At 47.7% G+C, this 24,318-nt stretch carries 16 protein-coding genes and 2 pseudogenes; 3 read left to right on the top strand and 15 right to left on the bottom strand.

Annotation, left to right across the window (positions count from 1 at the left end):
- Positions 1 to 1,678: 1,678 nt before the first annotated feature.
- A complete protein-coding gene (locus tag HQRW_RS07810) occupies positions 1,679 to 3,109 on the bottom strand; it encodes an IS4 family transposase (protein WP_014556171.1) in 1,431 nt (476 codons plus the stop codon).
- A gap of 611 nt (positions 3,110 to 3,720) precedes the next feature.
- Positions 3,721 to 4,320: a superoxide dismutase gene (gene sod / locus HQRW_RS07815; protein ID WP_011571698.1), complete on the bottom strand. Its 600-nt coding sequence runs from the start codon at positions 4,318 to 4,320 to the stop codon at positions 3,721 to 3,723.
- 175 nt (positions 4,321 to 4,495) lie between these two features.
- On the opposite strand from sod, the gene HQRW_RS07820 reads away from it, so the two are divergent.
- Entirely contained in the window at positions 4,496 to 4,924 is a 429-nt protein-coding gene (locus tag HQRW_RS07820; RefSeq protein WP_011571699.1) for a DUF2237 family protein, read from the top strand.
- Between the two features lie 1,115 nt (positions 4,925 to 6,039).
- Here the strand turns inward: HQRW_RS07820 and HQRW_RS07825 are convergent.
- From HQRW_RS07825 to folP, 3 genes are all read right to left on the bottom strand, one after another.
- The gene (locus tag HQRW_RS07825; RefSeq protein ID WP_014556172.1) at positions 6,040 to 7,476 is read right to left on the bottom strand and encodes a cryptochrome/photolyase family protein; all 1,437 of its coding nucleotides are present in this window, start codon (positions 7,474 to 7,476) and stop codon (positions 6,040 to 6,042) included.
- Positions 7,477 to 7,501: 25 nt separating this feature from the next.
- Complete coding sequence (locus HQRW_RS07830; RefSeq protein ID WP_014556173.1) at positions 7,502 to 8,212, bottom strand: 6-hydroxymethylpterin diphosphokinase MptE-like protein; 711 nt, start codon at positions 8,210 to 8,212, stop codon at positions 7,502 to 7,504.
- A gap of 172 nt (positions 8,213 to 8,384) precedes the next feature.
- Complete coding sequence (gene folP / locus HQRW_RS07835) at positions 8,385 to 9,593, bottom strand: dihydropteroate synthase (protein ID WP_014556174.1); 1,209 nt, start codon at positions 9,591 to 9,593, stop codon at positions 8,385 to 8,387.
- A 590-nt stretch (positions 9,594 to 10,183) separates the two neighbouring features.
- On the opposite strand from folP, the gene HQRW_RS07840 reads away from it, so the two are divergent.
- Positions 10,184 to 10,768: a hypothetical protein gene (locus tag HQRW_RS07840; protein WP_014556175.1), complete on the top strand. Its 585-nt coding sequence runs from the start codon at positions 10,184 to 10,186 to the stop codon at positions 10,766 to 10,768.
- Positions 10,769 to 10,777: 9 nt separating this feature from the next.
- Positions 10,778 to 11,500, top strand: a pseudogene (locus HQRW_RS07845) (RNA methyltransferase); the annotation flags it as partial.
- 337 nt (positions 11,501 to 11,837) lie between these two features.
- Here the strand turns inward: HQRW_RS07845 and gatE are convergent.
- From gatE to HQRW_RS07890, 10 genes and pseudogenes are all read right to left on the bottom strand, one after another.
- Positions 11,838 to 13,763, bottom strand: a complete 1,926-nt coding sequence (gene gatE, locus HQRW_RS07850) for a Glu-tRNA(Gln) amidotransferase subunit GatE (RefSeq protein WP_014556177.1) — start codon at positions 13,761 to 13,763, stop codon at positions 11,838 to 11,840.
- Between the two features lie 123 nt (positions 13,764 to 13,886).
- Entirely contained in the window at positions 13,887 to 14,051 is a 165-nt protein-coding gene (locus HQRW_RS16125) for an HVO_2901 family zinc finger protein (protein ID WP_014556178.1), read from the bottom strand.
- 232 nt (positions 14,052 to 14,283) lie between these two features.
- Entirely contained in the window at positions 14,284 to 15,738 is a 1,455-nt protein-coding gene (locus HQRW_RS07860; protein ID WP_014556179.1) for a class II fumarate hydratase, read from the bottom strand.
- Between the two features lie 475 nt (positions 15,739 to 16,213).
- Positions 16,214 to 16,483: a BolA family protein gene (locus tag HQRW_RS07865; RefSeq protein WP_011571707.1), complete on the bottom strand. Its 270-nt coding sequence runs from the start codon at positions 16,481 to 16,483 to the stop codon at positions 16,214 to 16,216.
- Positions 16,484 to 16,626: 143 nt separating this feature from the next.
- Positions 16,627 to 16,980 (bottom strand): DUF7268 family protein, encoded by a 354-nt coding sequence (locus HQRW_RS17155; protein WP_011571708.1) that lies wholly within the window; start codon positions 16,978 to 16,980, stop codon positions 16,627 to 16,629.
- A 27-nt stretch (positions 16,981 to 17,007) separates the two neighbouring features.
- Positions 17,008 to 17,213, bottom strand: a pseudogene (locus HQRW_RS15545) (RNA-guided endonuclease TnpB family protein); the annotation flags it as partial.
- Between the two features lie 197 nt (positions 17,214 to 17,410).
- Complete coding sequence (locus tag HQRW_RS07875; RefSeq protein ID WP_014556180.1) at positions 17,411 to 18,349, bottom strand: ABC transporter permease; 939 nt, start codon at positions 18,347 to 18,349, stop codon at positions 17,411 to 17,413.
- Positions 18,350 to 18,501: 152 nt separating this feature from the next.
- Entirely contained in the window at positions 18,502 to 19,545 is a 1,044-nt protein-coding gene (locus tag HQRW_RS07880) for an ABC transporter permease (RefSeq protein WP_011571710.1), read from the bottom strand.
- Between the two features lie 144 nt (positions 19,546 to 19,689).
- A complete protein-coding gene (locus HQRW_RS07885) occupies positions 19,690 to 21,411 on the bottom strand; it encodes an ABC transporter substrate-binding protein (RefSeq protein WP_049892279.1) in 1,722 nt (573 codons plus the stop codon).
- A gap of 172 nt (positions 21,412 to 21,583) precedes the next feature.
- Positions 21,584 to 24,160, bottom strand: coding sequence for a dipeptide ABC transporter ATP-binding protein (locus tag HQRW_RS07890; RefSeq protein ID WP_014556182.1), 2,577 nt, complete (start codon positions 24,158 to 24,160; stop codon positions 21,584 to 21,586).
- Positions 24,161 to 24,318 lie beyond the last annotated feature (158 nt).

Below are 24,318 nucleotides of genomic sequence, written 5' to 3' on the forward strand. Positions count from 1 at the left end.
AATTAATTTTTCAGTAATAATACAGCGATAGTCCATATTTGACTCTTGAGTTGTATCTCAAACGTGGTGAGTACATTGAAATCCTCCTCGGCGTAAACGCGGAGGAATCGTGAGCGTGAGCATTAGAGATTGCAGGTTTGCAGTTTCACCGAACCCCGGCACGGCGAGAATCCATGTTGGGTTCATGGACTGTAGCAGGTAGGACTGCTGGGAGTGCCATATCTCAGCCCCCGGTACTCCTATCTTCCATCGTGTTCGGACTCCCAAGGTTGTTTCTGCCTTGGGGAGTTCGGCAGATTTCGGTGGACTCGGAATTACTTTCTGTGCTGTTTTCAAGCAGTCGGGCACAGCATCTGCATCTGCATCGGTTCATGAGAGGAACCGACCGTTCACCTGACTGGTTCCGATTATTGTCTCATTGCTTGGGGCGGACAGGTCGCCATCGTCGGAGTGACCGGAATCGCCCTGCCCTGTTTCTGATCTAATTCCTATGTATAGATATGCTTGCCTGTCACTTCAAGCTCCGGAGTCCCAAACCTCAGCGTGGCTATTACAGCGTAGATTGACTCCGAGTTGTCGGATTCATCCTGCGGCTGAAGCCCTGTCTCTTACCCACAAATCGAGTCAGGATTTTAGCGGAACGGGATCGGGATCGGCGAGCACGACTGAAATCCTCGGTATCTACAGTTCCAACACCTCTTTGGAACAATTGTAGTGGAGTTGATTACCGGCGTTCTGTAACCCCTACAGCCGGTATCACTGTCTGAATCGATTCTCGCCTCGATTTTCTACGTTCAAAATATCTCTGAGAGCGTCTGACACGTCCGGTTACGACTCCACGAACTTATGGGTAAAAAACAGGGCTGAAGCCGCGGGTATTCTCCTTGACTCTGTGTAATATGATAGATGTATTAATGTCTATAGCCTAGAGATATCATAAAGAAAATTCAAAATAATGACTGATTCAACTTCGGTTATTGATGATTATATTAGATACTATGAGTGTCAATGCGGCAAAGGATTCCTAAGCGAAACAGACGCTCGAACCCATATCCAGCAATGTCCAGCAATGCCGCATGTCGGCACGAATCAAAGACAGCGTGATGATTAATACCTCCCTCGTCCTGAACGGCGAGGATTCCTTCGTGGGACAGCGCGTCAGTCGTGTGTCTCTGAAGCTATCCTGACCGAGACTATCTGGCTCTCGACTGTGGTTTGTGAATATTGCGTCGGGTCATCAAGAGCGACGTAATATGTCTGTGGTTAGATATCCTTGCGCAATAAACAGACTGTGCCATCGACTCAACTCAACCATAGTGGATGTGTGAAGTACCTCGGGGTCAAGCCCCGAGGCTTCACCGTTTGGGGTCTGCACAGCACCCGCAGGCGAATTTAATTCCCTCCGACCTTCCCCGTGAGGGGTCGGCTGGAATTAACACCCGAACTCCGCGAGGAGTCCGTGGAGGTCAGCGGCTTCACTCCGCCCGTTGAAACCTGTCTCTTACCCATAACTCAATACTAGAGGGTAATTTCAACCAAATCAGGCATGAAAAGAAGAAATCAATCAAATTTCCATCAGTATCTGCCCAAGATTAGAGAAGTATCCATGAAGCCGCTTGAAAAGTTCAGTTGAACTCGTTATTTCGGCGGGTTCTGCTAAATGAGCCCGCTTCGCGGCTCATTCAGCACCGAGTTCGTATCCTTCAGCCCACATGCGTAGCTTCTGGAGTCCTTTCCACATCGTCTCCCATCCTGGTGGCGGATCTGAACCACGATCAAGATAACCGCCGAGTTTAGCCACGCTCACTGCGTATGATTTCCCATCTTGACCGCTCAATTCTGGAAATTTCGTTTCCAGAATTGTGCGCTCTGCCTCACTCAACAGGACCGCCGGAGATACTGAACTATCACCACGAGCAAGTTCTCGTAGCTCCAGAACTTTCCACGCGATCACTGAATACATGCTCAACAACACTTCCATCCGCTCCCAAGTCTGCAGTTGCCGTTCTTCGATGTTACAGCCACTCTTGAGCACTTTATGCCAGTCTTCAATTCGCCAGCGGAGGCCGTAATAGTCGATGAGTGTCAGCGTTTCCTCAAACTCTTCGACCGATTCAGTGGTGAGCAACACCCACTGAATCGGGTCGTCATTTTCACCGACCTCGTCGACTCTCACGACATTCACCTCGATTGAGCCCTCTTGTTCAGGATTATTCCTTGGCGCGCGCAACTCACACGTTCCAGTGGCTATCGACAACTCCGCTGTTCTCGCTTCGCGCCCACCTCCCTGTTGAATCTCGATTGTTTTGCGACCTTGCTCGGCAAGGTCGCTGCTCCAGTCAAAGAGTTTTCCAGGTTCACCATCATCAGTCCAAATCCGTCGGTTTTGATTCGCTCGGACAATGAAGCCAGCATTTTCCATCTCTCTGGTGACTTCCTCGTAGAACGCGAATGAATCTGCGCCTCGGTCATGGATAAATAGCGGGCGGATATCGTCGGCGAGCCAGTCTCTGGCTTGGCTGTCGCCACGGCTCCATTTCTCATGTTCACTGTCAAGTTGAATCGGCTCTGCTTTGCCGTTGGCATCGTACTTCTCATCGGCCTGCTGGTCCTCGATCAGCGGCTGCTGATCGATGACCCCAGTCATTCGATGGGTCCGTGGATTGATTCCGATCGTGGAGTGAAGCTTGATACCTTCGAGATCCATTTCAGAGTTGCCAATATCGCCGAGAGCCTCCTTGGAGGGGTGTCTCGGAAACACGAGTTCGGTGGTATCGGAGACAATCAGGAGTTCGTCTGACCGACTCACTCTTGATTGCTGTTGCTGCTTGTGAGCAGAGAGAACCTCGTTGGGATCCACATTCTCATTATCGCAAAATCGGTATGTAGCTTTTGTGGACGCCCAGTCTCCGCAGGCAGCAGGGATGGACTCGGCAGGCGAGCTGCCGATGCCGAGTTCATCCCCAAGTTGTACTAGTCGGTCACTCAGGCGCTTGTCTCCAAACTCGGCTGATCGAAACTCCGTTTGAATCCATCCTGAAACATCCATGTCACACAGCTGTCCATCTTCATCGAGTTCTGGCTTCCAACTCCGTGAGCGACGCCCCATCTACCAATCTTGGTTCGTCTACTCTTCCATTAGGACTTGTGGGTAAGAGACAGGCATCAAAACATGGGAGTTCTCCTTGAATTTTCATAATACAACAGAGAGATATCTATTCTGTACGTTGTCAAGGCGAGTGCCTCGGGGCTTTGATGTTGATCTGACCCCGGAGGGTGAAGCCGACACATCTAATCGACCCGTAATATTTAGTATGATTGGTGGTTAGGCAGTGACCATGATTGTCACTTGTCTGGCTGAGAGTCTCATCACACGGGCGGTCAGACACCAAGACTGTCCAACTCAGAGAGGGATAGGACATTCCAAATCAACGTCGTCCGAGAGACGAAGTCTCTCGCGATCACGAAAATCTTCGATTTTCGAACGATCTGTGGAGTCCGGAACCGCTCTGAGACGGCTCTTTCAGTGAGAGTGGGTTCGTAAGTTCTGTCGAAAAAGCAGGAAGCCTCGGGGCTCTGATGTTGATCTGACCCCGAAACAGGTTCACGCGGACATCCTCCCTTCGCATAGAGATAGCTCTCATAGTTGCATGAGTTCAAAAAAATTTAGGATTTGATTTATCGACGGGACGCCGACTTCAGTGTCAATATAATCGCGACTTATTCGAAGAGCTCGACAGCTTGTGCGTATCGTTGGCTTGGCTCTTCCCAGTCAACAACCTCAAAGAATGCATCAACGAAGTCACCACGAGCTGGACCATAATCATGGTAGTATGAATGTTCCCAGACGTCCAATGAAAGGACTGGGTGGGCACCCCAGAAAGCACCTTCATCATGATTATCGACGACAACATTCCGCAGTTGGTTTGAGAATGAATCGTACACTAAGAGTGCCCAACCGCTCGCATCGCCTGCGGCGGCTTCAAACTCGCCTCTCCAGGCGTCATATGATCCGAAGTCTTCCTCAATTCGGTCTCCAAGGTCACCCGTCGGCTCGTCGCCACCCTCTGGTGACATACATTGCCAGAACAGATCATGGAGAAGATGACCTGAACTATTATGTGTAACATCTCGAATGGCACCCGCAGACGACGAGAAGTCGTGCGAGTCACGATTCTCCTCAAGTTCTGCCTCGGCGTTATTCCATCCATTTACATACCCTTGTTGATGGGTATCATGATGCCAGGTCAATACCTGTTCGGACAATTGTGGTTCGAGCGCATCGTATTCGTATGGTAGTGGGTCAAGTTCGTAGCTCATAATCAATCTGTCTCCACTATATATTGTGTGATGGTTCGGGTTAAATCTTGAGAGTGACGTGTTAACATGCTACCCATAATCGGGATTGCATACCAATCAGTCAATCAATAAATGAGTGCATGACTAGCAGTTGTTTCCGAACAGCGTTTTTGATGTTCGGGCATATTAAGCTAATATGAGCAATCACGAGACGAATGAAGAAGTATCTCCTGAGTCAGATGATTTGCGGGATCGGAATGTCCACGGTGAACCACTCCAACCATGTGGACGGGATCCTGAGACAGGATATCTCAGAGATGGACATTGCCGAAACCTCCGTCGAGACCCCGGTCGACATGAAGTCTGTGCAGTGCTTACACAGGAGTTTCTTGAATATAGCAAATCACAAGGAAATGATCTCACTACGCCACGTCCATCATTGAATTTTCCCGGACTTACCCCCGGCGACCGATGGTGTCTGTGTGTCCCACGGTGGGCTGAAGCGCATGACGCAGACTGCGCACCCCCTGTTGTCTTGGATGCTACGAGTGAGGCTGTTATTGATGATATCCCACTCTCAACGCTTGAATCATACGCCGCTGAAGAATGGGGCGACTTACCATAATTTATTATCATCGGATACTATCTATTTCCACTAGGGATCTGAGTCCCACTTGACATCCTCCTCCGCGTGTAGTGATTCAACAAACTCCTGGGTGAACTGATTCACTCATTCGATGTGAGAGAACTATTCTGACTGATGCATGTCTACTCAATCACCCACTTCTTCTGTGAACTACTATTGCTCACCTTCTCACTGTCAGTCTATGTGAGCAAGCGGTCGAGATCGTCCTCACTGAGATGTCGGACGATCTCTTTCTCCCGTACAGTTATTACCCTACCCACGCAGAGTACAGCCAAATCTTCTGTGAAGCACTAAACGCGGAGGAATCCCAGGCGTGAGGAATTTCAGGTCTCACAGTCCTGCCGGATACCCAATCATAGTGATTAGTGCAAGTCTTTACCGCCGTGATTATCCCTGTCGGTGATGGGAGTCGCTGAACCCGCGTCATTCGACACCCCCAGTGAAACTATTCGAACTAATCACTATCAGTCCGAATCTGAAGGTGTGTTCATGGGCTGGGCTGTCGCGGGTGGGACTGCTGTCGGTGCCAAGCCGCTGGAACCCCTATTCTCGGTTATATGTGGTGCCCCAGTGTTGTTTTTATCACGGGAGCGCCACCACAACGTCACCAAACTCAGAGTTGTTTGCTAAGTTACGTCCAGCAGTCACACCGTGTCGGTTCATTATAGTTATACGAACCGACCGCTCACCAGATTGGGTCTGATTACTGTCTCATAGTGATTACTTCAAGTCTTTACCACCGCGGCGATCCGTATCAATGACTGGAGTCGCTGAAACTGCACCTTCCGACACCGTCGATGAAACTATTCGAATTAATATCATTGCTTCTGACGGACAGGCCGCCATCGTAGGAAGGTAGGAATCGCTCTGCTTCCCGCTGATTTCTCTATTTATGGGAGACTGCCTGTCGAATAAATCTTGCTGTGGAAATCCGATACTGCGTCTCTGTGGTTTATCACACTCCGTGACTGCGCGTATCCACGTTATAACCGGGTGTGGTATTGCGCCTGTTCAGCATATAATAGCCTCCTTCTCAGGGCAGCGTATTGAGCAGTTGTGAGTGATCAATATGCCCACAGCTTAAATTTCAGTGATTATGCATCGCCACGGGCAGTCTCAAACATTTCAAGCGCCTTTTCACGCTGTTTGCTATGATCGACAATCGGTGCTGGGTAATCCGTGTCAAGACGTGCTCGTTCAGTCGGTGAAAGCTCATGCCACTCATGGATTGTGTCGGCAGGAACTTCTCGCAACTCTGGCACGTATTGTTTGATATATTCTGCGTCAGGATCATATCGTTCACCCTGGGTCATTGGATTAAAGATTCGGAAATATGGTTGAGCGTCTGTGCCGGTCGAAGCTGCCCATTGCCATCCACCATTGTTATTTGCGATATTATGATCGGCGAGATATTGACGGAAGTGACCGTATCCCTCGCGCCAGTCGATAAGGAGGTCTTTTGTCAAAAATGATGCAACAATCATCCGGAGTCGATTGTGCATATATGCTTCAGACTTCAGTTGTCGCATTCCAGCATCAACAATTGGATATCCTGTCTCCCCGTCTTTCCACGCTTGTAGTGCTGCTGGGTCATCGCGCCATTGTATTCCGTTTTCGTATGATTTGTAGTTTTCAGTGACGACCTCTGGGTTGAAATATAGCACATGCGTGTAAAATTCTCGCCAGGCTAGTTGTGATTGGAATTCCTCAACAGATTCAGCCTCGGCATCGGTTATCCCATCAACTTCTGCGGCAGCAACAGTAGCAGCATACACATCACGGATACCAATAGTTCCAAATGATAAATCTGCAGAAAGCCGTGAGACCGCATCACGAGAGGGGTAGTCACGATCATCATCATACCGATAGATACCATCAGCACAAAAGTCTGATAATCGATTACGAGCCGCGTTTGTTCCTGCTGGTTGAATGTCTGCAGTTGGCTCCTCAAATCCGAGTGAGTCGATTGTTGGCAACGAATCTCCTATTCCTTCATCAGGCACGAACATATCAGCATCTGGGGCGTCAATTGGGGCATTTTTCTCTCGATCACGCCATTTCTTCCAGAAATACGTATAAACTGAGTATGGCTCACCCTTATTTGTCGTGATGGACCCCGGTTCAAAGAAAATCGAATCACGGACCGAGCAATGTGCAATATCGTGTTCTGTGAGTGCATCAGCAACTTGTTGATCCCGAGATTGTGCAAATCCGGAATATTCACGATTCCACACAACCCGATCAACATCATGAGTGCTTGCGAGTTCGGGAAGGATTGATGCAGGGTCGCCACGAGCAATCAGAAGGTCAGAATCACGGTCACGATACCACGAACGCAATTCAGCTATTGACTCAAGCATATACTGGACGCGTGCGTTTCCATCATGCTCAAGCGCATTATCATCGAAAATGAAGACCGGAATAATTCCATCCGCGTCAGGTAATAAATCGGGTGACACAGCACTTGCAGCCTCAGCAAGTCCACGGTTGTCGACACCACGAAGGTCACTTCGGTGCCAATAAAGTTGCATATTAGTTCAACGGGTGACAGCGGATTCAACGTGTCGGTATTGATATGTGGTCAATCGACTTTCGACGGTTATCTAATAATGTAAATTGCTCATTCCGCCGGCGCTCAAGCAATTCAAGCAATCGTTCAGCCCATACAAGTTTTGCTGCTTTATGTGTGTTCACGCTCGGATCATCGAAGTCCCAGCCGACAAATCGGAGTGATTCTGCATGCAGTGCATCAGCAAGGAATGCTGCTCTGTCACCGTCAGTGAATCCACCGGGATTACTAACTCCATTGATTGGTGCTGCTTGTGTTGTCGGGATTACAGCATTTGCAGCGAATGTTGGAACAAAGTCGCGAATTGCATCAATATTATCGCCATGTGCGTGCACGGCAACTGGGGTCCCTTCATGCGTCAATGTCCGGGCAGTGGTTGGATTTTTATCAAGATCAGTAACCATCATATCAACATCGTATCCCGCTGTGCGGACAGTATCCGCAGCGGTCGATGCAGCAATAACATGATCTACGCCTGCAACATTATCGACTGTCTCATCTAAACAGGGTGCCGCACCAACGATTGCGACCGTGTCGCCACGAAATCCTACCTCATCAAATGAATATGATGATGATACTGTTGCAAGGATATCTCGAGCCTGCTGGTCTGCTGCCCGGTCATACTCGAAGGCAGTGAGTATAGACTCATAGATAGGTTCCCATACATCGAATGATAGTCCAAAGTCTACGGTAGACATGGGTCACCATGCAAAAAATATGGACCAGAGTGGCAACAAGTACCCCTACCCGACTGCCCCTCCAGTACCCGATATGTTGGTTTCCATCGCCGTGGCATAAGTTTTCTCGTACAACACAGCAGTAATTGCCGTATTGTGCACAGGGTTTGTATTCGCATTAATACAGTCATGCTCACCGACTGATCTGTTGTGTGATACTCGTGAGTATCTCTGTTAATACCGAGTCATCGACTGTAGTGGCGATTGCGTCCAGTGAAGCAGGCGTCCCGGCAAGAAAGATACCAGATGATTGAGAATCGCTGTCTAAGTTCGCTTCTCTCCCAGATTCGGATTCAACCGCAGTGACGATAGCCGAATCTGACTTTGCAGTAACAGTGCTCAGTTCGGTAACCGCAGATCGTGAGAGGCCATCAATTTCGAGAGTATGGATGATTGACTTATCTGTAATATCATTCATAGAACTAATACCGAGTCGATCAAGATGACGACCCGCTTCCGCTGATGTCGTCACATCGAGTTCTTCAGCAGTGACCTGAGAGTCATCATCAGTGGTGAGATGATGTGAAGGACGGTCGGGTGTGAATGCATCTCCAATCAACGCCGCGTCGCGCGTTTCCGCAACATCATGCGTTCGAATAACGTGTGCACCACGTTCAACTGCGAGTGAGGTAGCCGCTAATGATACCGAAAGTGCCTCTTCAGTTGAGCGGTCAGCGATAGATCGGAGAAAGTTTTTCCGGTTAATAGAGACAAGAATAGGTCGACCAAGTCCGCGGAACTCACGAAGCCGTTGAAACGTCTCACGGTCATCTGCAAGTGTCTTTTCTTCAGACCATCCTCCAAAGGCAGGATCAATAATAGTTTTTTCAGTGAAGCCATTTTGCGCAAGCGCTTCATAGATATCATCGACATTCTCAATTGCTCCTGGGCGTGTTAGATCGGGAGGTGATGCCATCTTTCCAACGGCGACATCATACTCTGAACATACTTCCGGCATCTTTGGATCAGCGAATCCACAGATATCATTCACCATATCAAAGCCTCGAGAAAGAGCTGCATCTGCAACTTCATGATATCGGGTTTCGATCGAGAACACGGCATCTCCAGAAACGCTTTCTATTGCCTCAATAGCCGTTTCAAGCCGAGTGAGTTCCTGCTCAGCAGAAAGGACGTCAAATCGCTTATTTGCAGACTCAAGACCGATATCAACAATATCAGCACCCTCATCAATCAATTCGCTATCAACGTAGGTGGCTGCTGCATCTGGTTCATCAAAGACACTTGGGTCATATGGTGACTCCTTAGATATATTGAGAACGCCCATAATTCGTGGAGGAGACTCATCACCAATCGACAATCCAGCCGCGTCGACTGATCGCATACCTATATCTCGAATGGTAGCCACATATCAGTTGTTATGATATCTGCAACAGATGAGACACTATGCAACAGATACTATCTCCAGTCGTTATCGATCGTGGAGTGTAGGCATATCAAAGTTCCATTGAATGGCATAGGTATACCCACACCCATACCTATATCTGTCTTCCTCTGCGGTCGAAGTGATAGACCGATTTGAGATTTCACTACATGTCTCATAGTGATTAGTTCGAATAACTTCACTGACGGTGTCGAATGACGCGGGTTCAGCGGCTCCTATCACCGACACGGATAATCACGGCGGTAAAGACTTGCACTAATCACTATCAGGTGGTGTTCACTCGCAAGCTCAATTGGGTACCGTTGGGTGTGCTTGAGTATTCACTCTTAAGACGTGATATACTCTCAGCCATTCCTTACAAGAACTACAGAGTCTGGAATCTCCGTACGTGCGTGAGGGACACACTGATAGAGAGATAAGAACCTCCGATCTCATCAGGTGAGGACCTGGAGGTTCATATCTGATATATTTTGGATTTGCCCCGGAGCAATTGACGCTGTTTTTATCTGTGGATGCGTTATATTTATTTGATGGCTAAGGTCAGTATTGGACTCCAAGGGTGGCGTTTTGAGGAGTCGGAGATATTCACCGAGGAAGGTGAATTCCGACCACTTGCTGAGATTCCCGATGACACGCGACAACGACTTGTTCGGTTGACCTATCTCCATGGTGAACCATGCATGGCATGTCATTGCATCTACGGCGATGAACAAAAGCGTCGATGTAACGAAGCGACAATTGTCTACGGCGAACCTATGGCGGAGGTGCTATTATGTGCAGAGCATGAGGCTGATTTCCTTTATTGGTTCCGTGAGGGTGACGGTGCAGACACTGCTGGAACAGATGGAGTTCAGACGGAATTTGTTAATTGGTTTACGAATGGAAATCGATCTCCAGACAATTATGATGGGATTGAGCATGTTATCACAGACCCAGACTCGCTTCCATCACCACCAGATGCTGATGAACTAACTCGGAGATTGAATCAAGAGTACGACGGAAAGCGAAAACGGATTGATCTTCGGACGGGTGAAATCTCATGGGTGAATGGAAGTGGCAATACAACTAATGAGGAGTCCAGTCTTGATATTAACCGTGAATATCCGACAACGTAGACCGTATTAATGCCAGAAGCTGCACACAATTTTGTTGTTGTCGTCGTCGAGCCAGAGACGCCAGGAAACATCGGAACGATTGCTCGGGCGATGAAGAATTTCGGACTGACAGAGTTATTACTTGTTGACCCACCACCAATCCCGGCTGGAAGTGAAGCATATGGGTTTGCAGGGCATGCTCGTGAAGATGTTTTACCAAACGCAAAAACAGTCTCATTTGATGCTGTCGTCAATAAATATCATACAATTGGGACAACGGCAATCACCGCAGAAGATAGTCGCCATCATGTCCGATTTCCGTATAAAACCCCAGCTGAGATATCTGATGATCTCAAAACTGTCGAAACAGAGACTGCATTAGTGTTTGGACGAGAAGGCACTGGGCTCACGAACGACGAGTTGACCAGCTTAGATGAGGTGTGTTCAATCCCAGCAAATGAATCATATCCTGTATTGAATCTTGGGCAGGCAGCAACTGTACTATTATATGAACTGCGATCACTGACACTCACAGACACACAGCTTCCTGATGTTGAGCGTGAGCGTGCTGATGAGTCTGATATTGATCGCTTTTATGAATTCTTTACGGATTTTCTTCACTCTGTTGAGGGGCGTGAACATAAACGAGAAAAGACAGCTCTAATGCTCCGTCGACTGATCGCCAGAGCACACCCAACTAATCGAGAGATCTCGACGTTACTTGGGCTGTTTCGGCGAGCAAATATCCTCCTGGGAGAGCAATCATATGGTGAGTCAAATCAGACGGATGAAATGGACGATACTACTGCTGTTGAATCAATTCCAGAGGAGAGTATCAATGCGATTATTGAATCAACATCATCAGGGTATGAGGAGACTGAGGCACAAACCAGTAGTGATGGTTCACTGTGTGACCAATCAGATTCAGCAGATCTCATGAATGCGGATGAAGACACAGAAATGACTGCAGGTGCAGACGTAGGCACAGATGCAGATGTAGAGACTAATACAAATAGTGATAATACCTGATCTGAGTCATACATTCACCCATTGTATCGCTAGCTGACCCCAAATTAAGCCAATAAGTATCTTACATTCGTTTTTGGATTGTCTCACGGAGGACATCACTCACAATCTCACCGTCGGCTTTGCCTCTAAGTGCACCCATTGCTTCGCCCATAAGTGCTGAGAATGCAGCCATCCCTTCTTCATCAACCTGCTCAGCATTTCGTTCAACAACGTCTATGACGGCTGAACGGACCTCTGATTCAGAGACGCCAGAAAGTCCGGCTGCTTCGACGGCGTCCGCTGCCGACCGGGTTGGATCCTCTGTGAGTTTTGTAATCACCGGTCCAACGCCCTCTTTTGCAAGTTCATCAGCTGAAACAAGTTGCATCACGGAGAGAAGATGGTCATCAGTTAGGGTCTCAACTGCAACCCCATCTCGACGAAGTTCAGTAAGTGTGGCTGTCAATAAACTAGCAGCGAAGGTCGGGTCAATACCCATATCAACGGCAGTCTCAAATAGTGGCATTCGACGTCCATATGCAATCTGCTCTGCGAGCCCTGGGTCAAGATTTAGTTTAGACTGATAGCGTTCAACGCGCTCGGTTAGAAGCTCTGGAGTCTCGATATCACCGATATCGAATGTTACTGGCGGCACATCAGTTTCTGGATACATACGTGCCGCTCCTGGTAGTGGTCGGAGGTATCGCGTGGTTCCATCATCATTTGCATCGCGTGTTTCTTCAGGAACACCAGATATGGCGTCTGCCGCCCGCTCAGCGACTGCCGCTGCTGCTTGTTCAGCCGTTTCAGGGTCTGCAGCAACTAATGCGACAGCATCATTCTCGCCGGCATCAACTGCATTATAAAGTGAATTAATTTCAGATTCGCTAATACCATATGCAGGAAGCTCATCCGTATGGAATATCCCACCAGCACCATAGCGACCAGCATGATCTGAGAGTTCTGTTCCGAGTCGCCGATCTGGTTGAAGCTCTCGTCCGACAAGTCTGTCAAATCCATATAGTGGTACCGCAGCAACCATTCCATCATCAGCAAGTGTGCTTGCAATTACGCCCGAATCAGTATCTGTAAACACTGTCGAAACATCCTGTATTTCACCAACATCTGCGTCACGACGGAGTAGTTCCGTTTGAATATCGACGAGTTCGACCTGTCGAGCGACTTCTTGACGGACAATCTCATCAATCTGATCAAGCGCTTGTACACCTTTAATTTCAACACGAGCTCCCTCAGCAATCGAGACATTCACATCTTGTCGAATCGTCCCAAGCCCACGCTTGACAGACCCCGTCGATCGGAGTAACATACCAATCTGCTCGGCAGCATCTTGTGCCTGCTCAGGGGTTGCAATATCGGGGCGTGTACCAATCTCAACGAGCGGAATACCAAGTCGGTCTAATGAGAAGGTCACAGCGCCATCGCGCTCTTCGATACGCTGAGCGGATTCTTCTTCGAGTAGGAGATCTTCAATCCCAACCGCCCCAGCATCGGTTTGGATTGTACCATCCTGTGCAATAAGCGTTGAGCGCTGAAATCCAGACGTATTTGACCCATCAATTACGAGTTTTCGCATGACATGTGCTTGATCAACCGGTTCCATCTCAAGGAGATCAGCAATCTGAAGCGCAACATTTTGAGCCTCTGTATCGAGTCGATGGGGTGGTTCTTCGTCTGCTTCGACAAGACATGTTGAATCGTATCCAAGGTACTCAAACTCGCGCTTGACTTGACTTTCCTCAAGTGCCGCCTTATCAAGTTCACCAAGTTCGCTTGTTGTTGGATGGAGATATCGAGTGAACGAATAGGTCGCTGCCTCAGGGTCACGACTCTGCGTTGGACACTCACAAAACAGCTTTGTCTCAGTATTGAGTTGTTGATGAATCTCTAATCCGGCAACTAGACCAAGATCAGCGTAATCATACTCAGTATCATCATCTGTCGTGGTTTTTTCAGAGTCCACATCACTGTTAGCTGAGGTGGCAGTCATTATGTTTCTATCCACGCTGGTGGAATAAAAAAGGTTCAATGGAGGAATACATTCAATAGAGAAGTGCACCGAGCTATCTCACGACGTAGTGTTTTTTAAACAGTTATCGTGTAAATTACCTATTCAACACACACGAAGTCCATCGCCAATTCCACGTCCCTCTTCACACTCAGGGCACACATAGTGCCAGCCGTCATCAGTTGCCTGACCTTCAGGAAACTGCGCTCCACATCGCCGACATTCTAACTTATCCCGTCCAGTCTCGCGTCCATACTGTAATGCAGGCATATCTGAGATGAATGAAACAGTCAATATTAATCCGTCGGTCTCCGGCTGTATAGTGTTATGTGAGCATATAACAACATACTGTGCGATCTCCAATTAACATATCCTGGAATATTTTCGCTTCTAATTTAAATTCATGAATCGCTTCGAGTCAAATGACTCCTGAAACTCTCGCTATTTTGATTACGTTATATTCCCGTGTAGTATCAGTTTGTATCTTTTCATGGACCAACAATCACTGTGCATCCGTCGTATCCTCAGTATCATCATTATCTGCTTGATCATCATTTTCACCAAGGATTCCACGGTGCGTCATCGTCTCCGGGTTAAGCACGGTATCGGCTTTTGTTGGTGAGAGATACCCTTGCTCAATAACAACGTCGCGAACGGTTGCATCCTCTTTCAGTGCCTTTTTCGCGACTTTACTTGCCTTATCATAGCCAATCGTTGGATTTAGTGCTGTAACAAGCGCCAGTGATTGATCAACCTGTGTTTCACAAACTGCTTCATTTGCATCAAGCTTGGCAATAAAACGCTCAGCGAACACGGTTGATGCGTTTGAGAGTAACATCGCTGACTGCAAGAAGTTGTGTGCAATAACAGGTTTATACAGGTTCAAATCGATTTGACCCTCAGCAGCGCCCGCAGCAACAGCAGCATCATTACCAACAACCTGTTTATGTGCCTGATTAACTGCTTCAGCGATAACAGGATTAATTTTCCCAGGCATAATTGAGCTCCCTGGCTGGTTTTCTGGCTGGTCGATTTCACCAAGTCCATTGCGCGGTCCCGACGCAAGCAACCGGAGATCATTGGCTATTTTATTCAATGAGCCCGCGACTGTCCGCAATGCACCATGCGCTTCACTCATTGCATCATGTGCTGCTTGCGCTTCGAAATGACTGTCTGCTGGTTGGAATGATATAGTTGTTTCAGTGCTGATATATTCAGTCGCTCGTGTCGGAAACTCAGGGTGAGTGTTTAGTCCCGTCCCAACAGCGGTCCCACCGAGTGCGAGTTCACTGAGATGGTCAGTGACCGTTTCAACTCGTGAGATTCCTTTTTTTATCTGCGTTTTGTATCCATCGAATTCCTGACCAAGACTGATTGGTGTTGCATCCTGTAGGTGTGTTCGACCAGTCTTAATCACATCATCAAATGCTTCAGCTTGTGAGGCAAGCTCTGATTCAAGTGTATCCAAGGCTGGAAGCAAATCTTTCGTGACTGCTTCATCTGCGGCAATATGCATCGCTGTTGGAATAACGTCATTTGATGATTGTCCGAAGTTGACATCATCATTTGGATGGACAGCACGTTCACCAATTGATTTATCAAGAATCTCAGCAGCACGGTTCGCAATAACCTCATTTGCGTTCATATTGGAGGAGGTCCCCGAACCGGTCTGAAAGATATCGACAGGAAACTGATCATCAAACTCTCCAGCGATGACCTCATCCGCTGCTGCAACAATCGCATCGGCGGTGTCAGCGTCAATCAAATCAAGGTCCCGGTTTGCTTGCGCTGCTGCTTTCTTTACGATTCCAAGTGCACGAATGAACCGTCGACCGAATGTAATCCCTGATAGCGGAAAATTCTCGATTGCCCGCTGTGTCTGTGCACCCCAGTAAGCGTCTGCTGGGACTTGTATCTCTCCAAGGCTATCTCGTTCGACTCGATAATCATCTGCCATCGGTCGCTTCGAGGGAAGCCGAATGCGTAAAACCCGTCGATATTCAGTCGTTCCTCAACACTATGTATAAAATATCTATTAGTTTCTTATCTGCTCACGGATATGTCGAATGAAATGAATACCATCATTATAATCGAATCATTCGGGTCACACCTACACTCAGATTCAAGCCCTGATAGTGATTAGTGCAAGTCTTTACCGCCGTGATTATGCGTGTCGGCGATGGAAGTCGCTGAACCCGCGTCATTCGACACCGTCAGTGAAACTATTCGAAGTAATCATTATGAGTCACTCACCCTGTTTTCTGTATAACTAACATGGGCAACGAATATTGGACGCAGGACTCATCAGCATCAACGCTATGCCAACACGAAACGTTGGCACAAGGTGAGTGTAAGAAACCACATTCGTTGCCCTTTCACCCCGGGCAGTGAGTACGAACCCGGAAGACACGGATTAGCGCACCCGTAGTACTTCACTCGACGGACGCCGTCTGATCATATTCATCTGGTGTGTATGTCTTCATCTCGAGTGCGTGGATTTCGGTCGTCATTGCATCACCAAGGGCGTCATAGACAAGCTCGTGTTGTTCAACAAGCGATTTATTTTCAAATGCAGGTGATACAATAACTGCCGCAAAGTGCGAGTCTTCATGATTTTCATCCGGGGTCCGCGGTAATGAGACGGTTGCCGTTGCGTCTGGAATCTCCGATTCAATCTGCGCCTCGACTTCAGCTGAATCCATATCTGTATCATTGCAATCCCCGTGAATAAATACCACTCTTAGGATATACAGTGAGTGGACTTTCTATAACAATTTGCCAGTCATATATCATATAATTCAATAAATGAAACTCAGCAGTCTCAAATAAAATATAATAATGTCGGTTACGTATATCCAAAAAGCATTCCAACCATAATTGCGGCAGTCATCACACCGATACCAAAGCCGCTGATACGAGCCATCGCCCGACGTGAATCAGCCTCATCCCAGTCACTCGGAGCTTCAAGATGCGTCTGCATTGCTCTCATTCCTGGACCAGCAATAACTGACGCTGACCACCCAAGTGCTCCAAACCCAAGTGCAAGTGTCCCAACAAGAAAAGCGGTATCAGCAGCTGTTGGGATACCGATGACATATGCACTCATAGAGACAGAAATAGTACCGAGCGTACAACCAACCAGCAGTGCGGTTCCAACAACTCGACCTCGAACAGTAACGAGAGAGTGTATCGAGAACATTGGTCGATCGTGAACTACCCTACCATACTCGCTCACGGCTGAGAACGTTCGCTTCTTGGGAAGAGGGCTTCCTGCTTGTACGACGCGCTTTGCAGACACAAAATGTGTGTCTGCAGGGAACGCAGCTTCCACATCCACAGGCGTTCGTTCGGAGTGAACGACTCCTACACCTACATCTTCGAGACCACACCGGAGAGGATCTTCCACGCCGCGTTCGAGTCTCTATCCGGTTCAATCCGTGGGATGAACCCCAGCGGTTTATTTGGCTTAGTATCATAAAACACATCTTTTCTTATTGTCGGCATTGTATCTCGTGTCTACTTTGCTATTCGGTCGCTTCGCCCGCTGCGTTGCTGCTCAACTGGGAGTTAGCGCCTAATTCCAGTTAATCTCTCAGACACCAGAGTCATGATTATTCCGGTCATTACGGTCAGTCAATTGCCTCACGCATTCGCGGGTCAAGCGCATCACGCATCCCATCACCGAGTAGATTAAATCCAAGCACGGTGATAGCGAGGAATAATCCCGGGAAGAAAGACATCCACCACTTTCCTGTGAGCAATCCATTCTCGACTCCCCGAGAGAGCATCAGCCCCCATGACGGAGCGCCTGCTTGTGCACCAAACCCAAGGAACGACAGTGCGGCGAGGTCAATAATTGCAAGTCCAAAGTTCAGGGTTGATTGGACAGTGATTGGTGCAATACAATTCGGGAGAACATGTCGAATGAGGACTCGAGGATCGTGTGAACCAAGTGCAATCGTTGCATCAACATATTCATCTTCGAGCACTTTAAGTGCCGCACCACGAACAACGCGTGCAAATCGTGGTGTATACACAAGTGTGAGTGCAAGGACAGCTTTCCAGAGCCCAGCACCAAAAATGGCGACAAGCGCAAGTGCAAGAAGTAATGATGGAAATGCAAGAAGCATATCCATTGTACGCATGATGATATTATCGGTGACATCGCCATAGTACGCGGCGATGATTCCAAGTCCAACTCCTAGTGCTGTCGAGGCACCAACCGCGATAGTACCGAATTTTAGTGCTAGCCATGATCCATACAATGTCCGTTTAAATATATCTCGGGCAGCGACATCAGTTCCAAAAAGATATTGATTCCACGCGGCCGGACCAGTCCACCCGGGTGGATGCCGATCCGGAATTGAGCTTCCAAGACGAGACCCAGTCAAAATATTCAAATCGAATGTAACTCGCGCAACGATGGCTATAGTGAAGATGCCGAGAATAATGCTCAATCCGACGATAGCAAGTCGATTTGATAACAGACTGGATATAAACGGTGATGCCAGTAATCGGTCAGCGAAACTTCGTGTGTCAGCGTCGGATGACGGCGAATCAGTTGCCATAGGTGATTATGATGGGTCGAATGTTCGTATGCAGGACTGTACATATAAACGCAAAGACGACTGGATAGTAGATATTGAACGTATTGCTATGGGTGACTCATTGTGCGTGTTCAGAATCGTGAAGCGTTGACAACGATATGGTATTGAATAAATCATTGGTCAATTCGTGGATCAAGATAGCTGTATGTGATATCAACACCAAAATTGACAAATGTAAAAAGCAATGCAAAGGTGAGTACTGTCCCTTGAACAAGTGGATAGTCGGAAGCGCCAATCGCACTGACAAGCATCGTTCCAATACCACCAATTCCAAACACAGTCTCAGTGAGAACTGCACCGCCCAATAATGTCCCGAACTGAATGCCAATCACTGTTACAACCGGAATTAACGCGTTTTGAAATCCGTGTTTAAGGATCGTTATTTTTGCGCCCTGTCCTTTTGCCCGAGCCGTCCGCATGTAGTCCTGTCTGACGACTTCAAGCATTGATGAGCGCATCATCCGAGATAACAACGCCATCTGATAGATTCCAAGAACAAGCACCGGTAATAACAGATGTCTTACTGCTGAAATAAATGCATCAAACTCACCAAGTAATAATGTATCGATTGTGACCATCCCGGTGAGCGGAAGCTCCATTCCGAATAATGACCATTGCTCCGAGAGGAAGATAGTTGAACCAATACGTCCACTTGTGGGGAGGATACCTAAAAAGGTCGAAAATAATAGAATAAGCAGTGGTCCGGACCAAAAGATCGGAACAGAGATACCAGTGAGTGCACCAACCCGGGTGAGATGGTCTGTAAGTGAGTCCTGTTTTACGGCTGATATTACACCAAGCGGAATGCCAAGAAGAATACCAGTTATTTGTCCATAAATCGCCAATTCAAGTGTCACGGGAAGTCGACTAGCAAGGACATTCTGAACTGGTTCCCCTTGTGCGATTTTATACGACTGACCGAAATCAAATGTTGCTGCATCAATCAAAAAGCGGATGTACTGAACCCAGAGTGGGTCATTAAGGCCGAGTTCACTCCGAACCTGTGCAACTTGCTGTGCGGAGGCGCGCTGACCGACAATAATTCGCGCTGGGTCACCAGGAGCAAGTTGGAGAATTGAAAACACAAGCGTTGCAACACCGAATAAAACTGGCACGAGTAACAGAACACGTCGAAAGAGGAACCGTTTTGATACCATATTATCGTTAGTCGAATGTGTGTGGGTGAATTCAGCAGAGATCTAATGTGATATTTTGTATGTGCGAAATTAAATCACGGATCATGATGTTCGTTACAGACACTGAGCGTGGATATCACAATCGCACCGATATTCCGAGATGGCTCACTGCAACTCAACCGTATTAAGGAAGGGTCCACCAACGGATGTGACAGTGTAGCTATCGGAGACAACAGCCTCATTGACGCCACGAAGTGTTTGTGCATAATCAATGAATACCCATGGAGCCTCCTCACGTGCAATCCGATTTGCTTCGACATACAACTCCTCACGTGTCGCATCATCGTAACTTCGCTGTGCCTCACGGACAAGTGACATATATTCAGAATGTGCCCATCCAGCAACGTTTAGTGGGCTATATCCTTCGGTATCGAAGCTGACCCAATTTTGTCCGTCTGGAACGGCATCGAGTGGGACTTTCGGATCAAGCAACACGTACATGAAATTATCAGGATCTGCGTTATCAGTGTACCATCCGAGGAAACAGGCGTCATGTCGCCCTTGATCTGTGTAGCTGAGATATGATGAGAATGTCGAAAACTGATTAATTTCAACGGTAAGCCCAATTTCTTCGAGATCTGAGCGGACTTGGTTTGCTGTTTCGACTGGACTTGGGTTGTATCCACGCGGATTTGAAAACGTGGCAAGCTCGAACTCAAATCCATCACCGTAGCCAGCCTCGTTAAGCAGACGACGAGCTTCATCCTTATCAGTTGGATATGGTTCGAGGTCCTCATTATGTCCAAGAACGTCTGGTGGGAGTGGCTGATCAGCTGTCGTTGCAAATCCCTGATAAATGCTGTCGACAATGGCTTGTGTATTAACTGCATATGAAACAGCTCGACGGACTTTCCGGCTTCGGAACTCCTCACGCCGGGATTGATTCATCGCCATATAGCCGACGTTGATTCCATTCTTTGAGGCGAGGCGTGCGGACCCGGCGTTTTCAAGTTGTTGAGAAGATTGCGAATCAAGATTATCAGTGATGTGTGAGCTTCCGTTGATAACATCCTGCACTCGCGTTGAGTTCTGACCAATGGTCTTAAACACGACTTGTTCAACATTTGGTCCGTTCCCCCAATAATCGGCGTTAGCCGAAAGAAGTACCCGCTGGTTGCTGTTATCAAGTTCCGAGAACTCGAAGGCACCGGTTCCTTGTGGCTCTGTCCCGAGTTGTACCTGATTATCGAGTGACTCGATTTGTGATTTTGAGAGAATAGCAGCCGCAAACATCGCGAGGTTACGCAAAAACGGTGCATATTGCTGCGTGAGTTCAATTGTGACCTCGTACTCTCCGGTCGCTTCAACTGTATCTACCCAATTACCAAAAGTAAACGGTCCATATCCTGATCTGTTTTCATCGCCAAGATAATGTTCATACTCGTTATCAGTAAATCGGCGAATTGTTGCGCGGACATCAGCTGCAGTAAATGATTCACCATTGTGAAATGTAACATCCTCACGGAGCGTTAGTGTCGCCGTTGTCCCCTCAAGTGAATATTCTGTTGCAAGCCCATCTCGAAGTTGTCCACCGCTTCCAGGAGTGAAGCCGACTAACTGGTCGTAGATTTGATTTGAAACTTTGGCAACTTCACCACTCGTTGTTTGCTGTGGATCGTAATTTTGTGGATGGTCACCACGGGCATATACAAGCGTTCCACTCAGGTCGGATTCAGCTTCATTACCACCCGTCGTTCCTGTCTCTGTCGTCTCATCACTTGCTGATCCATCGTCGCTTCCTGAACACCCTGCAAGGGTTGCTGCTGCTGCAGCACTTCCAGCGGTTGTAAGAAAGGTTCGCCGATCTATATTAGAGGACATAGATATATTGATATACACCGAGAAAGTCTGTTAAATGTTGCGTTAGTTACTCTTTCTAGTGGCAGTGACACTATTATTCCTCAATGTACAGATTGTCAAGGCGACTGCCTCAGGGCTTTGACGTTGATGTGACCCCAAAACAGGTTCACAATATACACTGTTCGCGGATTCAACAACATCAATCTGTGTTTGATCGTCGAACGTCGCCATAGGTTGTGTTCGTATCTGTGTTAGTGTTAGTGTTAGCGTTAGCGTCAGTGTCAGTATCTGTATCTATTATTTCAAGTGGTTCAACATTCATATCGTCATCGTATCGATGACAGGCGGTTGGATGCGCTTCTTCCGCAGTCGATATACCGGATGATGATAAGACACTCTCTTTCGACGTCTCGAATGCTGGTGATTGTTGCTCACATACACTCGCAAAGCGCTCATGAAGCCGCGTTGTAGCTGTCTCGAAGTCACCGTTTACCACCGCCTTGAGCGCGGTGTTCACCACACGACGGTTTTTTCCACTGAGTGGATTATTGATATATCTTTTGGAAAGAGTATCGATAAGTGCATCTTCATCTGTCACGCCTGTTTCTTCTTGAATTGCATCGACATCGATAGCAGCATTAGACACACGTTCACGTAGTGTCATTATATCACGATATGTTGATTGATCAATTTCAACATCATCGGGAGGGATAACCTCGGGACATCTCGTCCGGAAATGACATCCTGATGGTGGGTCAATAGGAGATGGAACATCGCCGTCAAGTATCACACGGTCTGTGTGTGCTGTTGGGTCAGGAACAGGAATTGCAGACAGCAGCGCGCGGGTGTAGGGGTGCTGTGGCGTTGTAAAGAGTGTTTCCGTTGGCGCAATCTCAACAATTTCGCCGAGATACATCACGGCGATACGATCACAAATATGTCTGACAACACTGAGATCATGTGCGATGAAGAGGAAGGTAAGTCCAAATTCGGATTGTAGATCTTTGAGTAGATTAAGTATCTGAGCTTGCACAGACACGTCAAGCGCTGATACAGGTTCATCACAGATAATAAACTCTGGGTCGACGGCAATTGCACGGGCAATGCCTACACGCTGCCGCTGCCCACCTGAGAGTTCATGTGGATATCGATCGCGCTGATTTGGGTCCAATCCAACAGCGTTCAACAATTCTGTGACACGTTGTTTGCGTGTAGTTTGATTTGATGAATTGGTATCTGCAGGAAGATCGTGAATCTGTAGCGGTTCAGCAATGATCTGTTCAACTCTCATCCGTGGATCAAGTGACGACATTGGATCCTGAAAGATCATCTGGAGATCGCATCGCCGTTTGCGTAATTCGCTTTTCGACAGATCTGTGAGATCATCACCAGCAAAAACCACTCGACCATCTGTTGGTTCAATTAATTGGAGGATACTTTGTCCGGTCGTTGATTTCCCACAGCCCGACTCACCGACTAATCCAACCGTTTCCCCCTTATACACTGTTAAATCGACGCCATCGACGGCTTTGACACGCTCAGTATCGAGTTCGAGATATTTATCAAGCGGGCTTTCCGATTGCAGAAAATGTTTTTGCAGTCCATCAACCTCAAGGATGGGGTCACTGGTTTGCATTGTCGTCTCAGCTGTGAGATCTGCATCTGTTCCATACTCGTCTTCATTAAATTCGTCAAGAATACACTTTGCGCGATGATCAACATCTGCAGGACCATGTTGACGAGATGCAATATCACCATGACGGCACGCTGGTTCTGCCCATGGACACCGTGGAGCGAAATTACATCCTTCTGGCATATCAATAAGATCTGGGACATTTCCATCGATTGGCGTCAGGCGATCACGATTTGCTGTGGGAATCGACTCAAGTAGGGCATAGGTGTATGGATGTGATGGATTCGTGAAGATTTCTTCAACAGGACCCTCCTCGACAATCTTACCAGCGTACATCACAGCAACACGATCACATGTCTCAGCGACAACTCCGAGATCGTGTGTAATAAATAATACACCCATACCGAGGTCAGCTTGAAGCTCGTTTATTAATTCAAGAATCTGTGCTTGGATTGTCACATCAAGTGCCGTCGTTGGCTCATCTGCAATAAGGATATTTGGTTGACACGCAAGTGCAATTGCGATGAGGACTCGTTGCCGCATTCCACCAGAGAATTCATGTGGATACTCATCAATTCGTGAGGCAGGCTCTGAGATTCCTACCTGTGAAAGAACATCGATTGTGCGCTCAACGACAGCATTGTCCGGATTAGATCTGATACGGGTAAGCATCTCGCGAATCGCATTAATCCACGTGTCTTTTTTTCGATTACCGAACTGGTGTAGTTTGAGAGATTCAGCTACCTGTTCGCCAATCGTAAGTGCCGGATTGAGCGAGGTCATTGGGTCTTGGAAAATCATACTCATCTCTGCACCACGAACCGATCGAAGTGCTTCCTCAGGCGCTTCAGTAAGTAGAATTTGATCACCATCGACAAATGATAGATCTGTATATTGATCTCGAAACATCTCTGCCAGTGATGCAGATTGTATTGTTACTTCTCCTCCAATAACCTGACCAGGGTCATCTATCAACCCCATCGCTGAGAGGGCGGTGACACTTTTTCCACTACCGGATTCACCAACAAGTCCAACGGTCTCACCGGCATGAACATCAAGTGACACATCATCAACTGCCTTGACTTGCCCACGCTCAGTAGAAAACTGCGTACGGAGTTCTGAAAGCGAGAGAATCGGGGACATATCTTCATTATGATCGCCTCTGAGGAAAATACCTTTTCACACCTACAAGGTAACTAGGTATGCTTGTATAGCATAAATATAGACACACACATATCTGGGATGAACTCACCTTGGGTCAATTCTCGAGGCAGTCGCCTTGTACCGCCTGTACACGCTCT

The organism is Haloquadratum walsbyi C23, from assembly GCF_000237865.1.
In the GTDB taxonomy this organism is placed as follows: domain Archaea; phylum Halobacteriota; class Halobacteria; order Halobacteriales; family Haloferacaceae; genus Haloquadratum; species Haloquadratum walsbyi.

Excerpts from the sequence above, each read along its gene's own strand:
- HQRW_RS07890 (WP_014556182.1), bottom strand. The coding sequence starts at position 24,160 with ATGTCCCCGATTCTCTCGCTTTCAGAACTCCGTACGCAGTTTTCTACT.
- HQRW_RS07875 (WP_014556180.1), bottom strand. The coding sequence starts at position 18,349 with ATGGCAACTGATTCGCCGTCATCCGACGCTGACACACGAAGTTTCGCT.
- HQRW_RS17155 (WP_011571708.1), bottom strand. The coding sequence starts at position 16,980 with ATGTTCTCGATACACTCTCTCGTTACTGTTCGAGGTCGAGTTGTTGGA.
- folP (WP_014556174.1), bottom strand. The coding sequence starts at position 9,593 with ATGCGATCAGTCGACGCGGCTGGATTGTCGATTGGTGATGAGTCTCCT.
- sod (WP_011571698.1), bottom strand. The coding sequence starts at position 4,320 with ATGAGCTACGAACTTGACCCACTACCATACGAATACGATGCGCTCGAA.
- HQRW_RS07865 (WP_011571707.1), bottom strand. The coding sequence starts at position 16,483 with ATGGATTCAGCTGAAGTCGAGGCGCAGATTGAATCGGAGATTCCAGAC.
- gatE (WP_014556177.1), bottom strand. The coding sequence starts at position 13,763 with ATGACTGCCACCTCAGCTAACAGTGATGTGGACTCTGAAAAAACCACG.
- HQRW_RS07860 (WP_014556179.1), bottom strand. The coding sequence starts at position 15,738 with ATGGCAGATGATTATCGAGTCGAACGAGATAGCCTTGGAGAGATACAA.
- HQRW_RS07820 (WP_011571699.1), top strand. The coding sequence starts at position 4,496 with ATGAGCAATCACGAGACGAATGAAGAAGTATCTCCTGAGTCAGATGAT.
- HQRW_RS07825 (WP_014556172.1), bottom strand. The coding sequence starts at position 7,476 with ATGCAACTTTATTGGCACCGAAGTGACCTTCGTGGTGTCGACAACCGT.
- HQRW_RS07840 (WP_014556175.1), top strand. The coding sequence starts at position 10,184 with ATGGCTAAGGTCAGTATTGGACTCCAAGGGTGGCGTTTTGAGGAGTCG.
- HQRW_RS07830 (WP_014556173.1), bottom strand. The coding sequence starts at position 8,212 with ATGTCTACCGTAGACTTTGGACTATCATTCGATGTATGGGAACCTATC.
- HQRW_RS16125 (WP_014556178.1), bottom strand. The coding sequence starts at position 14,051 with ATGCCTGCATTACAGTATGGACGCGAGACTGGACGGGATAAGTTAGAA.
- HQRW_RS07880 (WP_011571710.1), bottom strand. The coding sequence starts at position 19,545 with ATGGTATCAAAACGGTTCCTCTTTCGACGTGTTCTGTTACTCGTGCCA.
- HQRW_RS07810 (WP_014556171.1), bottom strand. The coding sequence starts at position 3,109 with ATGGGGCGTCGCTCACGGAGTTGGAAGCCAGAACTCGATGAAGATGGA.